Annotated in this window: 14 protein-coding genes; 8 read left to right on the top strand and 6 right to left on the bottom strand. The window is 64.3% G+C overall.

Annotation, left to right across the window (positions count from 1 at the left end; genetic code table 11):
* Nucleotides 1-57: 57 nt before the first annotated feature.
* From murI to MTX19_RS14620, 5 genes are all read left to right on the top strand, one after another.
* On the top strand, nt 58-855 hold the full coding sequence (gene murI, locus MTX19_RS14640) for a glutamate racemase (protein ID WP_280984191.1): 798 nt from the start codon (nt 58-60) through the stop codon (nt 853-855).
* A gap of 61 nt (nt 856-916) precedes the next feature.
* Entirely contained in the window at nt 917-1,693 is a 777-nt protein-coding gene (locus tag MTX19_RS14635; RefSeq protein ID WP_280984190.1) for an aldolase/citrate lyase family protein, read from the top strand.
* 445 nt (nt 1,694-2,138) lie between these two features.
* Entirely contained in the window at nt 2,139-2,924 is a 786-nt protein-coding gene (locus MTX19_RS14630) for an acyltransferase (protein ID WP_280984189.1), read from the top strand.
* A gap of 269 nt (nt 2,925-3,193) precedes the next feature.
* The gene (gene rpsD, locus MTX19_RS14625) at nt 3,194-3,811 is read left to right on the top strand and encodes a 30S ribosomal protein S4 (protein WP_280977103.1); all 618 of its coding nucleotides are present in this window, start codon (nt 3,194-3,196) and stop codon (nt 3,809-3,811) included.
* A gap of 201 nt (nt 3,812-4,012) precedes the next feature.
* Nucleotides 4,013-5,080 carry a threonine aldolase family protein gene (locus MTX19_RS14620; RefSeq protein WP_280984188.1) on the top strand — a complete coding sequence of 356 codons (1,068 nt, stop codon included), beginning with the start codon at nt 4,013-4,015 and terminating at the stop codon, nt 5,078-5,080.
* A 114-nt stretch (nt 5,081-5,194) separates the two neighbouring features.
* Here the strand turns inward: MTX19_RS14620 and MTX19_RS14615 are convergent, their stop codons facing one another.
* Genes MTX19_RS14615 through grxD form a run of 4 tightly spaced genes read right to left on the bottom strand, consistent with a single transcriptional unit; the run spans nt 5,195 to nt 8,668 of the window.
* Nucleotides 5,195-6,457, bottom strand: coding sequence for a serine hydrolase domain-containing protein (locus MTX19_RS14615; RefSeq protein ID WP_280984791.1), 1,263 nt, complete (start codon nt 6,455-6,457; stop codon nt 5,195-5,197).
* A 1-nt stretch (nt 6,458) separates the two neighbouring features.
* Entirely contained in the window at nt 6,459-7,739 is a 1,281-nt protein-coding gene (locus MTX19_RS14610) for a serine hydrolase domain-containing protein (protein WP_280986035.1), read from the bottom strand.
* Nucleotides 7,740-7,787: 48 nt separating this feature from the next.
* Complete coding sequence (locus MTX19_RS14605) at nt 7,788-8,339, bottom strand: O-acetyl-ADP-ribose deacetylase (RefSeq protein WP_280984790.1); 552 nt, start codon at nt 8,337-8,339, stop codon at nt 7,788-7,790.
* Complete coding sequence (gene grxD, locus MTX19_RS14600) at nt 8,336-8,668, bottom strand: Grx4 family monothiol glutaredoxin (protein ID WP_280977100.1); 333 nt, start codon at nt 8,666-8,668, stop codon at nt 8,336-8,338. The genes MTX19_RS14605 and grxD overlap by 4 nt, the downstream gene beginning before the upstream one ends.
* A 293-nt stretch (nt 8,669-8,961) precedes the next feature.
* Between grxD and egtB the strand changes: the two genes are divergently transcribed.
* A complete protein-coding gene (egtB, locus tag MTX19_RS14595) occupies nt 8,962-10,215 on the top strand; it encodes an ergothioneine biosynthesis protein EgtB (protein WP_280984186.1) in 1,254 nt (417 codons plus the stop codon).
* Nucleotides 10,216-10,268: 53 nt separating this feature from the next.
* A complete protein-coding gene (gene egtD, locus MTX19_RS14590; RefSeq protein WP_280984185.1) occupies nt 10,269-11,237 on the top strand; it encodes an L-histidine N(alpha)-methyltransferase in 969 nt (322 codons plus the stop codon).
* 197 nt (nt 11,238-11,434) lie between these two features.
* On the opposite strand, the gene MTX19_RS14585 is transcribed toward egtD, so the two are convergent.
* Together MTX19_RS14585 and MTX19_RS14580 are read right to left on the bottom strand one after the other, a co-directional pair.
* On the bottom strand, nt 11,435-12,628 hold the full coding sequence (locus tag MTX19_RS14585; RefSeq protein WP_280984184.1) for a low temperature requirement protein A: 1,194 nt from the start codon (nt 12,626-12,628) through the stop codon (nt 11,435-11,437).
* A 24-nt stretch (nt 12,629-12,652) separates the two neighbouring features.
* Nucleotides 12,653-12,889 (bottom strand): BolA family transcriptional regulator, encoded by a 237-nt coding sequence (locus MTX19_RS14580; RefSeq protein WP_024518049.1) that lies wholly within the window; start codon nt 12,887-12,889, stop codon nt 12,653-12,655.
* A gap of 183 nt (nt 12,890-13,072) precedes the next feature.
* On the opposite strand from MTX19_RS14580, the gene MTX19_RS14575 reads away from it, so the two are divergent.
* Nucleotides 13,073-13,432: a DUF427 domain-containing protein gene (locus MTX19_RS14575; RefSeq protein ID WP_280984183.1), complete on the top strand. Its 360-nt coding sequence runs from the start codon at nt 13,073-13,075 to the stop codon at nt 13,430-13,432.
* Nucleotides 13,433-13,528 lie beyond the last annotated feature (96 nt).

Genomic DNA, 13,528 nt, shown 5'->3' with positions numbered 1-13,528 from the left:
AATGGTCGGACAGGCAACACAACCGAATGGTAACCCTGGACCGGATATCTTCTGGACGTGTCTACTTCCCCAACCATCCTTGTCTTCGATTCCGGCCTTGGCGGCCTCACGGTGCTGCGCGAGATCGTCCGGGCCCGGCCCGACGCGCATTACATCTATGTCGCCGACGACGCCTTTTTTCCCTATGGCCATCACGGCGAGGACGAGATCGTCGCCCGCGTGGTGCCGCTGGTCGGCGAACTGATCGAGACACATGCGCCCGACCTCGTCGTGATCGCCTGCAATACCGCGTCCACGATCGTGATGTCGCATTTGCGCGACGCCTACCGGGTGCCCTTCGTCGGCACGGTGCCCGCGATCAAGCCGGCCTGCACCTCGTCGAAGACGCGGCGGGTCTCGGTGCTCGGCACCAGGGGCACCGTGAAGCGGGAATATACCCGCAAGCTGATCGCCGATTTCGCCCAAGGCTGCGAGGTGACGCTGGTCGGCTCCGGCGAGCTCGCCTCGCTGGCGGAGGCGGCGCTCAGCGGGCAGATGGTGCGCGACGAGGACATCGCGGCCGAGCTCGCGCCCTGCTTCGTCGGTTACGGCGCCGACGACCCCGCCCGCACCGACACCGTCGTGCTCGCCTGCACGCATTATCCGCTGTTGCTGGAGCGGCTCGCCCGGCTCGCGCCGTGGCCGGTCGACTGGATCGATCCGGCACCCGCGATCGCCCGCCGCGTCGCCGACCTGCTCGGCCCGGCCAATGGCAAGGGCGATGCGGCCGGCGCCGAGATGATCTTCACCTCCAAGCGCCCGCACAAGCTGAGCGAAGCGCTCACGCCGTTCTTCGGCGGCCGCGTCCCGGCCTGATCCTTTCCGCCGTCACGGCGTGCTGCTAGTTTTCCCTCGCCTCACCGAGGGAGGACTGCCTTTGACATCCGCACCGCTGACGCCGCTCAACCGCCTGCGCAAGCAGTGGCGCGATAAGCGCCCGACCTTCGGCGCGATCGCCACCATTCCGAGCATCCAGACCGTGCAGATCATGGCGCAGTCGCTGGACTGGATCATCGTCGATCTCGAGCACGGGCCGATCGACCTGACCACCGCGCATGCGATGATCGTGGCCACCTCTGGCACGCCGTGCGTGCCGATGGTGCGGATCGCGGCCAACGAGCCGCACCTTGCGAAGGCGCCGATGGATCTCGGCGCGCTCGGCATCAACTTCCCGATGATCTGCAACCGGCAGGATGCCGAGCAGGCCGTGCGCAGCGTCCGCTATCCGCCGAAGGGCGACCGGCTGTGGGGTCCGTTCCACGCCCCGTTCCGCTGGGGCGTCTCGATGACAGACTACATGGCGACCGCCGATGACGACATGATCTGCATGATCACGATCGAGCATGTCGAGGCGGTGAACCGCATCGACGAGATCATGGCGACGCCTGGCATCGATCTCGCCGTGATCGGCCCCGGCGATCTCGCCACATCCATCAACAAGCGCGGCCTGCCCGACGACCCGGAGGTCGTCGCGCTGATGCAGCGCGCCGAGGAAGGCATCATGAAAAGTGGCGTGCCGATCGGCGGCGTCGCGCGCACCGCGGAGCAAGCCAACGCGATGATCGACCGCGGCTATCTCGCGCTCGCGCTCGGCTTCGACTGGTCGCTGTTCCAGCGCGGCATCGCCGCGGCGTTCGCCGGGATCAAGCGCTGAACGCAAGCCGGCTTGATCCGGATGCGCGAGCGATTCGCGCAACGAACCCGCCGGACCTCGATGTCCCGGCGCGCGACAACACCGCAATCGCGATTGCCGAAGTTCCCACCGAGGTGCGTCGGGAGGTCACACCCATTCCGGGGTGGGAAGCGAAGGCAAGCTCGAACTTCCCCTGAAACTGAAGCGGGCCGTTCCTGCGGGATTCCGGAAGGTGCGATGCATCACACTGGAATATCCTGACAAGCCCCTCAAGGTGTTCGGGATTCACCCGAGCAAGGCTTTCGAGCCCCCAGGCGAAACCCGTGCCACAGATAGGACTAAGAGATAGGTAGAACCGACTGGCCCTAGGCCAGTTAGTTCGTGCTATCAGTGGCTTGGCGAGCAGTCGATTTTGCTCGCCGGGCGCCTGACTTTTTTGCCGATTGCAGGGATTTGAGCAGAACGGATGCGCGGTACGCCTCGGAAGATCTCATTGCCGCGCCGCCTTGTTGCCGATCTGATGTACGCGTCGGTCCGTGTGCCGCTAGTCACATTGACCCGTCCATTGAACGTCAGCGCGGTGATCGAGGCCCGCGCCCAGGCGGGCCGGTCGGCGGGTTGGGCCGCAATCTTCGTCAAGGCATTCGCGCTGGTTGCCAAGAGCGAGCCGATCTTGCGGACGCTCTATGTCAGATGGCCCTGGCCGGCCCTCTATGAATTGCCACGCAGCGTCGGCATGGTGGCCATTGCCCGCGTCGAGAACGGCGAGGATTGTGTGATGTTCGAGCGCGTCTGTGCGCCGGACCAGATGACCCTTGCCGATATCGACGCGCTGATCCGGCGCGCCAAGACTGCCCCGCTGCTCGAAGTCGACGCGTTCCGCAAGATCCTGTGCGTGGAACGCCTGCCTTTGCCGCTGCGGCGGCTGGCCTGGGCGATCGGGATGAATGTCGGCCGGCAACGCGCCAATTTCTGCGGCAGCTTTGGCGTGACCTCGGTCGCGGCTTATGGTTCGGGTGAGCTGCACGCGCTGAGCCCGGGCCCCTTTCTCGTCAGCTATGGCGTGGTCAAGCCGGACCACACCGTCGATGTCGTGCTGCGTTGGGACCATCTGGTCTGCGATGCCGCCATGATCGCCAAGACCCTGACCAGGCTCGAAGAGGTGCTGAACAGCGAGATCGCCGCCGAGCTGCGCGCGATCCGGCCGCAGGCCGAAGCCCGCCCCGTCCGGGTGGTCGGAAACCGGCCGTAAAGGGCCCAAAATAGCCGGTTTGGCGTCAATCGGCCCGAAAAATCGGCCTATTTGTTTGACATGACGGCACAATGACCTTAAGACCACCCCTGCTCGCGGGCCGGTTTCGGCCCGCGAAGCGTTTCGCGACCCGTGGTTCGTCCCCGAGCTTTCGAGGCGGATCTGTCGGCACAGGCCTTTGGGCCGGTGCACAGGAGGGCGCGTCTCCTCAAACCTGAAACCAGACAAAACGCCGGCGCACTGTGCGACGGCTATGCAAAGAGGACGCGATGACAAAGCGCAGTGAGGCGAAGTACAAGATCGATCGCCGCATGGGCCAGAATATCTGGGGCCGCCCGAAGAGCCCCGTCAACCGCCGCGAATACGGCCCCGGCCAACACGGCCAGCGCCGCAAGGGCAAGCTCTCCGACTTCGGCGTGCAGCTCCGCGCCAAGCAGAAGCTCAAGGGCTACTACGCCAACATTTCCGAGCGCCAGTTCCACGGCATCTATGTCGAGGCCAGCCGACTGAAGGGCGACACCGGCGAGAACCTGATCGGCCTCTTGGAGCGCCGTCTCGACACCGTGGTCTATCGCGCCAAGTTCGTCTCCACGATGTTCGCCGCGCGCCAGTTCATCAACCACGGCCACGTCAAGGTGAACGGCCGCCGCGTCAACATCGGCAGCTACAAGCTGAAGGTCGGCGACACCATCGAGGTGAAGGAAGCCTCCAAGCAGCTCACGCCGGTGCTGGAAGCGACCCAGCTCCCCGAGCGCGACGTGCCCGACTTCATCGAGGTCGATCACTCCAAGATGACCGCGAAGTTCGCGCGCATCCCCGGCCTCTCCGACGTGCCGTTCCCGGTGCAGATGGAGCCGCACCTGATCGTCGAATTCTATTCGCGCTGATCACTGCAGCGTTGCGAGATACGAAAGGCCCCGGTTTTGCCGGGGCCTTTTTGTTTGGCTAGAGCATTTCGGTTCTGATTGAATCAGAACCGAAGCTCTGGATTCTTGTCTTGACGCGTTTTCTTCACGCGAACCGGGAACCGGTATCCACTTCGCTCGAAAACGCTTTAAAGTCTGCGCGCACCGACCGAGAGACACATCATGCATTACACCCCTGCCCCGCCCGATCCCAAGGCGCCGCCCGTCCGCATCAACCTGTTGTCGGATACGCAGACGAAGCCGACGGCTGCGATGCGCGAGGCGATGGCGAAAGCGGAGGTCGGCGACGAGCAGGTCGGCGACGATCCGACCACCAATGAGCTCTGCGCCCGGGTCGCCGATCTGCTCGGCAAGGAGGCGGCCGTCTTCATGCCGTCGGGCACGATGTGCAACGTCGCGGCGACTCTGGCCTATTGCCGCCCCGGCGACGAGATCCTGGCGCATGCGACCGCGCACATCATCGCCCGCGAAGGCGGCGCGCATGCAGCCCTCGGTGGCTTCCAGATCACACAGCTCGCGGGCGACGACGGCCAGTTCACGCCAGAGGCGCTCCGCGCCGCCCTGCATCCGCGCACCCGCTACCAGCCGCCGCAAGTCCTCGTCAGCGTCGAGCAAACCGCCAATATCGGCGGCGGCACGATCTGGAAGAAGGCCGCGCTCGACGAGGTCGTCGGCATCGCCAAGGCCCATGGACTTGCCACCCATATGGACGGCGCGCGGCTGCTCAATGCCACCGTCGCATCTGGCATCTCGCCGCGCGACATGACGGCGGGCTGGGATTCCGCCTGGATCGATTTCTCGAAGGGACTGGGCGCCCCGATCGGCGGCGTGATCGCCGGCACGCGCGCCTTCATCGACGACGTCTGGCGCTGGAAGCAGCGGCTCGGCGGCTCGATGCGCCAGTCCGGCGTCTGCGCCGCGGCCTGCATCTACGCGCTCGACCATCACGTCGATCGCCTCGCCGACGACCACGCCAATGCGCGCGCGCTGGCGCGCGGGCTGTCCCAGATCAACGGCCTGCAGGTGCAGGCGCCCGAGACCAACCTCGTCTTCTTCAAGCCCGACGGTGCCGGCGTGCCCGGCGACAGGATGGTCGCCGAGCTGCGCAAGCGCGGCGTGATGCTGGCGATGATGGACGGCCGGATCAGGGCCTGCACGCATCTCGACGTCACCGCCGCGATGATCGAGGAGGCCATAGGCCACGTCAGAGACATCGTGCGCGCCACATAGCTCTTGTAGCCCGGATGGAGCGCAGCGCAATCCGGGAGAGCATGATCCACGGGGAGACTGCCCCGGATTGCGCTTCGCTCCATCCGGGCTACCAAACTACGAAACGAGCGTTTCTTACCGCCCCATCGCCTGGTAGATCAACGTCTTCAGCCTGAGCTGGATCCGGCCGCGCTCCGACGGCGTCTGCACCAGGAAGATCCCGATCAGGTCATCCTCGGGATCGATGAAGAAGAACGTGCCCCCGACGCCGTCCCAGCGATACTCGCCGAGCGGCCAGGAGGTGTTCGCCGGGACCGAGGTGCGCACTGCGAAGCCGAGACCGAAGCCCGAGGTCTCGCCTGGATAGTAGTTCTTGTCCCGCCTGATCCCGGTTTCGGGCCCGACATGATCCCGCGTCATCAGCGCGATGGTTTCGGGCTTCAGGTAGCGCCTTCCCTCATAGGTGCCTCCGTTCAGCAGCATCTGCGTGAAGCGCGCGTAGTCGCCGACGGTGCCGACCATCCCGCCGCCGCCCGACTCCCGCTTCGACGGCTTTCGCGGATCGCTGATCTGGTTGGTCGGGCTGAGCGCGCGATCGTTCGGCATCGGCTCGGCAATCAGCCGCCACTTTGCGGGATCGGCGACATAGAACGCGGTCTCCTTCATGCCGAGCGGATCGAGCAGCCGTTCCTTCTCGAACTCGAGCAGCGACTTCCCCGAGATCACCTCGATGATGCGACCGAGCACGTCGGTGGAATAGCCATAGTCCCAGAGCGTACCCGGCTGCTCGGCGAGCGGCAGCTTGGCGAGCTTCGCCACGAAATCGGCGTTCGTCATGTCACTGCCGAACAGGCCCGCGTCAGCATAGACCTTGTTCACCAGGCCGCCGCCATAATAGCCATAGGGCAGTCCGGCTGTATGGCGCATCAGGTCCTCGATCGTGACAGGACGCTTCATCGGCTCCATCACCATCATCGGCTTGCCGTCGTCCCCGGGCTTCTCCACGCAGACCTTCATGTCGGCAAAGGCCGGAATGTATTTCGAGACCGGATCGTCCAGCCCGAGCTTGCCCTCCTCGACCAGCATCATCGCTGCGACCGATGTGATCGGCTTCGACATCGAATAGAGGCGGAAGATGGTGTCGGCGCTCATCGAGAGCTCGGTTGCGACGTCGCGGACACCGAAATTCTGGTAATAGACCGGCTTGCCGTGCTGCTGCAGCAGGAGGATCGCGCCGGGAATCTTGCCGGTCGCGATCTCATTCCTGATGTAGTCGGAGACCTTGGCCAAACCTTCCGGCGAGAACCTGTGCCCGACGTGCCCCTCGGCGCCCGCCTTCGCACCGGTCGCGCCAACCGTAAGCACGAGCGCTGCGACGATCGCGCGGCGCCCGGGCAGGTCAATTGTCCATTGCTTCATAGATCAACTGCTTCAGGGTCCGCTGGATGCGCTGGCGCTCGCTCGGCGTCTGCTCGAGCAGGATGAAGAACATGTCCTGCTTGCGGTCGATCACGAAGTAGCAGCCGCTGGCGCCGTCCCATTTCAGCTCGCCGAGGTCGCCAGGCGGCGGCGGCTTTGCATTGCCGGGATCGGTGCGCACCGCGAGCCCCAGCCCGAAGCCGAAGCCGTCACCGGGGAAGTAGAAATAGTCGCGGTCGACTCCGGAGCCCGGACCGACATGGTCGGTCGTCATCTCCTTGAACGTCTCCGGCTTCAGGATGGTCTTGCCTTCGAAGGTGCCGCCGTTGAGCAGCATCTGCGCGAAGCGCGAATAGTCAGCCATGGTCGAGACCATGCCGCCGCTCGCGGACTCCCACTTCTTGACCTTGGTCGGATCGTTGATCCGCCCGACCCGGAAATCGCTGTCGTTCGGCATCGGCTCGGCCATCAGCTTCTGCTTTTCGGGATCGGTGACGAAGAAGCTGGTGTCCTTCATGCCGAGCGGATCGAGCAATTTCTCGCGCTCGATCGTCGAGAACTTTTGGCCGGTCACGACCTCCATCACACGCGCCAGGATGTCGGTGGAATGGCCGTACTGCCAAAGCGCGCCGGGCTGGTTCTGCAGCGGCAGCTTGGCGATCCGCTCGGCGAACTCGGCGAGATCGAAATCGCCGGCATAGATGTTGGCCGCGCGATAGGCCTTGCGCACCAGGCTGTCGCCATAGAAGCCATAGGTGATGCCGGAGGTGTGCCGCATCAGGTCGAGAATAGTCGGCGGCCGGTTCGGCGGCACCAGCTCGAGCGTCTTGGTGCCGTCCTCGGCCTTCCTCTCGACGCCGACCTTCACATTGGTAAAGGAGGGAATGTATTTCGAGACGGGATCGTCGAGCTTGTACTTGCCCTCCTGCAGCAGCTGCATCGAGACCACGGCGGTGATCGCCTTGGTCATCGAGAACAGTCGGAAGATCGTCTTGTCAGTGATCGGCGCCTTGCTGACCACGTCCTGCACGCCGAAGGCTTCATGGTAGACCGGCTTGCCGTGTTGCTGGATCAGGACGATCGCACCGGGAATCTTGCCGGTCGCCACCTCGTTCTTGAAGAACGCGCCGATCTTGGCGAGCTTCTCCTGATTGAAATGCGCGCCCGCCGGAATTTCGTAGGTGCCTTCGGCGTGCGCCAGAGGCGCCGCCAGCAGCACCGCGCCAGCGGCTGCCGCGCGCAACAATCCTGACAAAGTCATCTATCTCCCTCCCCCGGAAAATCACCAGGAAGTGTAGCGACCACGGCATCAGGCACAAGGGCTGCCAAAGGTGGACAACGCGGCCTCGTGCAGCTTGCCGCCCTGGGCGGAGAAGCAGCAGAAGATGACGTGCGTGACATCGGGAGCGGCGGCCAGGGCATCGACGACCGCCTTGATCGCAATGCCGGCCGCACGGTCGGGCGGAAAATGATACACGCCGGTCGAAATGGCCGGAAATGCCACTGAGGCGAGCCGGTTGGCCTGGCACAGCTCGATGCCGCGGCGATAGCAGGACGCGAGCAGCGCATCCTCTTTCTGCGTGCCGCCGTGCCAGACAGGGCCGACGGCGTGGATCACGTGCTTGGCGGGAAGCCGATAGCCTCTGGTGATCTTGGCGTCGCCGGTGCTGCAGCCGTTCAGCGTGCGGCACTCGGCGAGCAGCTCCGGGCCGGCTGCACGATGGATCGCGCCGTCCACGCCACCGCCACCCAAGAGCGACGAATTGGCCGCGTTGACGATGGCGTCAACGCGCAGGGTTGTGATATCTGCAACGATGACTTCAAGCCGCGCCTTGCCGATCTGGCGCGCGGTCAAGCTCAGGCCGCCGCGTCGACCGGGATGCCCTTGTCGGCGAAGAGCTGCTGCAGTTCACCGGCCTGGAACATCTCGCGTACGATGTCGCACCCGCCAACGAATTCGCCCTTCACATAGAGCTGCGGAATGGTCGGCCAGTTCGAATAGACCTTGATGGCGTTACGCAGCTCGGCGGATTCGAGAACGTTGAGACCCTTGTAGCCGACACCGATGTGATCGAGGATCTGCACGACCTGTCCGGAAAAACCGCACTGCGGGAATTGCGGCGTGCCCTTCATGAACAGCACGACGTCGTTCGACTTCACTTCATTGTCGATGAATTGCTCGATGCTCATTTTCGCTTCCTTATGGGGCGGCGCTCTGAAGCCCGACGGGCCGGCCCGCCCTGCTTAACCCGTGACATGCCATATATGTAGCTCAAACCATTGTGCATCCAAAGCAAAATGGCGGAAATCTGGCATGCGGCAGGAGCCGGACGGTGTCCCTCTAGGGGCAAATCATAGTCTGACGGCACTAATATAATCACCGGGGGAGGCTTTTTTCCTGAACGGTAGCTCCTATCTAGGACGAACTGTCCGTCAGGAACCAGTTCGCCGAAGCAACGTTTCCTGAAGAATCGGAGATCACCGTGACGAAACCAGCCTCTGCTGCGGCCGCCAAAGCCACCGCTTCCCCGTCACTGTCGTCCGAGTCCGGGCCCCTCGCCCAGAGGCTGGTGGACGCTTACCTTGCGGTCCGCGGCGAGACCGAGCGCCGGGCGGCGCCATTGTCGCCGGAAGACCAGTTGATCCAGTCGATGCCGGACGCGAGCCCCGCCAAGTGGCACCGCGCCCATACGACCTGGTTCTTCGAGCAGTTTCTGCTTGGCGAGCATGTCGACGGCTACACGCCATTCCATCCGGACTACGCTTATCTGTTTAATTCCTATTACGTCAGCGCCGGCCCGCGGCATGCCCGCCATCAGCGCGGCCATCTGACCCGCCCGACCGCCGACGAAGTCACCGCCTACCGCCGTCATGTCGACACCGAGGTCGTCAAGTTCTTCCAGACCGCCGGAGAGACGAAGCTTCAGGCATTGGTGCCGCTGGTCGAAGTCGGCCTCAATCACGAACAGCAGCATCAGGAATTGATGTTCACCGACATCCTGCATGCCTTCGCGCAGAACCCGATCTCGCCCGCTTACGATCCGGCATGGCGCTTCCCGGCGTCCAGCCGCGCGACCGAGGAATGGGTGACGCTGAACGAAGGCATCCACACGGTCGGCCACGCCGACGACAGCTTCCATTTCGACAATGAGAAGCCCGCGCATCGCTCCCTCGTCGGCCCGGTCAAGCTCGCCAAGAACCTCGTTACCAATGCCGAGTGGCTCGCCTTCATGAAGGACGGCGGCTATTCGACCGCGACGCTATGGCTGATGGATGGCTTTGCCACCGTCAGCAACGAGGGCTGGGAGGCGCCCGGCCACTGGCGCGAGATCGACGGCGAATGGAAGATCATGACGCTCGGCGGCCTGCAGCCGATCGATCCGCAGGCCCCCGTGTGCCACGTCAGCTATTACGAAGCCGATGCCTTTGCCCGCTGGGCCGGCAAGCATCTGCCGACCGAGATGGAATGGGAGGTCGCCGCCCGCGCCGGCCTGCTCAACGACGCCTACGGCATCGTCTGGCAATGGACGCGCAGCTCCTATTCACCCTATCCGGGCTACCGCGCCATTGAGGGCGCGCTTGGCGAGTACAACGGCAAGTTCATGGTCAACCAGCTTGTGCTGCGCGGCTCGTCGCTGGCGACGCCGGCCGGCCACAGCCGCGTCACCTACCGCAACTTCTTCTATCCGCACCATCGCTGGCAATTCACGGGGGTACGCCTCGCTGATTACGCCTGATTGAGTCCTGTCGACATCAATAGCGCGCCGGTAAGCGCGTTCGGGAGAGTACCATGAATGTGCATGCCGCCGCTTTGGCAAAAGCGTACCCGTTCGACGAGGCGACCTCGGCATTTGCCGGCGACGTAATCGGCGACCTCGCCCGCCATCCGAAACGGCTGTCGCCGAAATATTTCTACGACGCCGCCGGCTCCGAGCTGTTCGAGCAGATCACGGTGCTGCCGGAATACTATCCGACGCGGACCGAGCTCGGCATCCTGCGCGACCGCGGCGACGAGATCGCCGCGATCATTCCGCACGGCGCGGCGCTGGTCGAATTCGGCGCCGGCGCGACCACCAAGGTGCGGCTGCTGCTCGATCACTGCGAATTCAGCGCCTATGTGCCGGTCGATATCTCGGGCGACTTCCTCAATGCCCAGGCCGACGGCCTGCGCAAGGATTTTCCGGATCTCGGCATCTATCCGGTCGCCGCCGATTTCACCACGCCGTTCGCCCTGCCCGAGGCCGTCGCCGGCATGCCGAAGGTCGGCTTCTTCCCGGGCTCGACGCTCGGCAATTTCGAACCGCACGAGGCGGCGGCCTTCCTGCGCAGCGCGCGCAAGATCCTCGGCCACGGCGCGCAGATGATCATCGGCGTCGACCTCGAGAAGGACGAGCGCGTGCTCTACGACGCCTACAACGACGCGGCCGGTGTCACCGCGCGCTTCAATCTCAATGTGCTGGTGCGGATCAACCGCGAGCTCGGCGGCAATTTCGACCTGTCGGGATTCACGCACCGCTCGATCTACAACCGCGATCGCCATCGCATCGAGATGCACCTGATCAGCCACAAGGCGCAGACGGTGCGCATCCTCGGCAACACCTTCGCGTTCCGTCCGGGCGAGAGCATCCACACCGAGAACAGCTACAAATACAGCCTCGACCGTTTCACCGCGCTCGCCCGCAACTCCGGCTGGCAGGTGCGCGAAAGCTGGACCGACGCCAACAAGATGTTCTCGGTGCATGCGCTAGTCGCGGAGTAAATCGACGCGGGCGGCGACGGCTGCCGCATAGGCTCCTCATGGTGAGGAGCGCGCACCACGTCTCTGGACGATCCCGCGCATCGCCAGGCGAACCATGAGGCCCGTCTGCGGGCTACATCCTTCGAGACGCCGCATACGCGGGCTCCTCAGGATGAGGAGATAGACCATTGATGAGATAGTGAATCGCCCACATGCGATTACGCTTGCTCTTCACCTTCCGCCGCCGACGACCCCAGCGAGATCGATTCCCACGCCGCGACCACGATCATGATCGCGGTGGTGACGATCGAGAGCCACAGCGGCGGCAGCTCGCTTGCGAAATAGGCGGTTATGGCGAGCGCGACGATGCCGACGCAGTGCGAGAGCTGCAGGAAATTGCGGATCACATGCTTGAACAGGATGGTCCCGACCAGGAACAGCAGCGGACCGCCGACCGAGCTCACGATCGTCTTGAGATCGGAATGCCCGCTCGGGTGCTTCAACACCAGCTCGTCGGCGACCGCGGTGAGGATGATGCCGCCGACGATCGGCATATGGAGATAGGTGTAGGCGATCCGCGCCACGCGCCCGGACTCGGCCGATTTCGAGATCATCTCCGAGCCGGCCTCCGCCCCCTTGTGGAAGTAGATCCACCACATCGCAATGCTGCCGACCAGGGCGGAGACGAAGGCGGCAACGTTCTCCGGCGTCCAGGCCAGATCGGCGAAGGTCGCGCCGTCGACGACGATGGCCTCGCCCAGCGCAATGATAACGAACAAGGAGCAGCGCTCGGCCATATGGCCGCCCTCGACCGCCCAGGCCTCAATCGAGGAGAAGCCGAGCTTCGGCGTCCAGAACCGCGCGGCCGGCGCGACATATTCGATCACCAGCGCCGCGATCCACAGAAGCAGCCGGGTGTCGCCCTCGGACAGGCCGCCTGATATCCAGAGCACGCCCGAGCAGGTCAGCCAGGTCAGGATGCGGATCGCGTTGTGGCGCACCGCCGTCCGGTGCCGCGGCGTCGCCAGCAGCCAGAACAGCGTCCGCCCGGTCTGCATGACGGCATAGGTGGCGGCAAACCACAGCCCGCGCCCCTCGAACGCCGTCGGGATCGACGTCGACAGCACGAGCCCGCCCAGCATCATCAGGAAGAGCAGGATGCGGACCGGCGTCAGCTCGGGGTTGAGCCAGTTGGTGACCCAGGTGGTGTAGACCCATACCCACCAGACCGCGAGGAACAGCAGCGTGACCTGGACCGCGCCGAGCGGGGTGAAATGGTGCAGCAGCGTGTGCGACAGCTGCGTGACGGCGAAGACGAAGACGAGGTCGAAGAACAGCTCGGCGTTGGTGACGCGGCTATGCTGGTTCGGCACGACAACGCGGAACATCGCGCCGTGTGGGTTGTCGGCCATCGATCAGGCCTCCGCCGGCCGGACCTAGCCTTCCGGCACGCCGGTCTGCAGGGCCAGCGCGTGCAGCACGCCGCCCATCTGCCCTCTGAGCGACTGGTAGACGATCTGGTGCTGCTGAACGCGGGACTTGCCGCGGAAGGACTCTGAAATCACAGTGGCCGCGTAGTGGTCGCCGTCGCCGGCCAGATCGCGGATCGTTACCTCGGCGTCCGGGATCGCGGCCTTGATCATCGATTCGATATCACGGGCGTCCATCGGCATCCCAGTCCACCTCCATCAGGTCATTCGAATCATGGCTGGGTCGGCAGCCATGCGGGCAAAACCTAGCGCCAGTGGTCTTCTAGGTCATCCCTGGCAGCACTATATTCCCATTCCCAGCGATTTAAACCTGCATCAATCGGTCACAAGCATTCACGACGAAATGACCAGAAAGGGCGCAGAACCATGAAGCTCCCCGGCCCCGACCATCCGATCACGATCACGCCCAATCCGAAGCGCGTCCGCGTCACCGCAGACGGCGTTGTCGTGGCCGAGACCAGCCACGCGCTGACGTTGAAGGAAGCAAGCTATCCCGCCGTGCAATATGTCCCGCGCCAGGACGCCAACATGGAGTTGCTGGCCCGCACCGAGCGGACCACGCACTGCCCCTACAAGGGCGACGCCAGCTATTTCAGCATCAAGGCCAACGGCAAGACGCTGGACAACGCGATCTGGACCTATGAGACGCCATTCCCGGCCATGACCGAGATCGCCGGCCACCTGGCGTTCTACCCGGACAGAGTGAAGATCGAGGAAGTATCCTAGGGGTCAGTCTTCCCCTGCCGTGGTTGGCCTGGCTCGTCCCGGCCTGTCACGCGGTCCCTTCCCAGCCCGCAAGACATGAATGCCCGGGACAGGCCC

This window comes from Bradyrhizobium sp. ISRA464, from assembly GCF_029910095.1.
Classification (GTDB): domain Bacteria; phylum Pseudomonadota; class Alphaproteobacteria; order Rhizobiales; family Xanthobacteraceae; genus Bradyrhizobium.
This window is presented reverse-complemented; position numbering and strand designations above follow the sequence as displayed.

Coding starts and splice junctions, on each gene's coding strand:
- MTX19_RS14620 (WP_280984188.1), top strand. CDS start 4,013: ATGCATTACACCCCTGCCCCGCCCGATCCCAAGGCGCCGCCCGTCCGC.
- MTX19_RS14580 (WP_024518049.1), bottom strand. CDS start 12,889: ATGCCGATGGACGCCCGTGATATCGAATCGATGATCAAGGCCGCGATC.
- egtD (WP_280984185.1), top strand. CDS start 10,269: ATGAATGTGCATGCCGCCGCTTTGGCAAAAGCGTACCCGTTCGACGAG.
- MTX19_RS14610 (WP_280986035.1), bottom strand. CDS start 7,739: ATGACTTTGTCAGGATTGTTGCGCGCGGCAGCCGCTGGCGCGGTGCTG.
- MTX19_RS14575 (WP_280984183.1), top strand. CDS start 13,073: ATGAAGCTCCCCGGCCCCGACCATCCGATCACGATCACGCCCAATCCG.
- MTX19_RS14630 (WP_280984189.1), top strand. CDS start 2,139: ATGCGCGGTACGCCTCGGAAGATCTCATTGCCGCGCCGCCTTGTTGCC.
- MTX19_RS14585 (WP_280984184.1), bottom strand. CDS start 12,628: ATGGCCGACAACCCACACGGCGCGATGTTCCGCGTTGTCGTGCCGAAC.
- rpsD (WP_280977103.1), top strand. CDS start 3,194: ATGACAAAGCGCAGTGAGGCGAAGTACAAGATCGATCGCCGCATGGGC.
- grxD (WP_280977100.1), bottom strand. CDS start 8,668: ATGAGCATCGAGCAATTCATCGACAATGAAGTGAAGTCGAACGACGTC.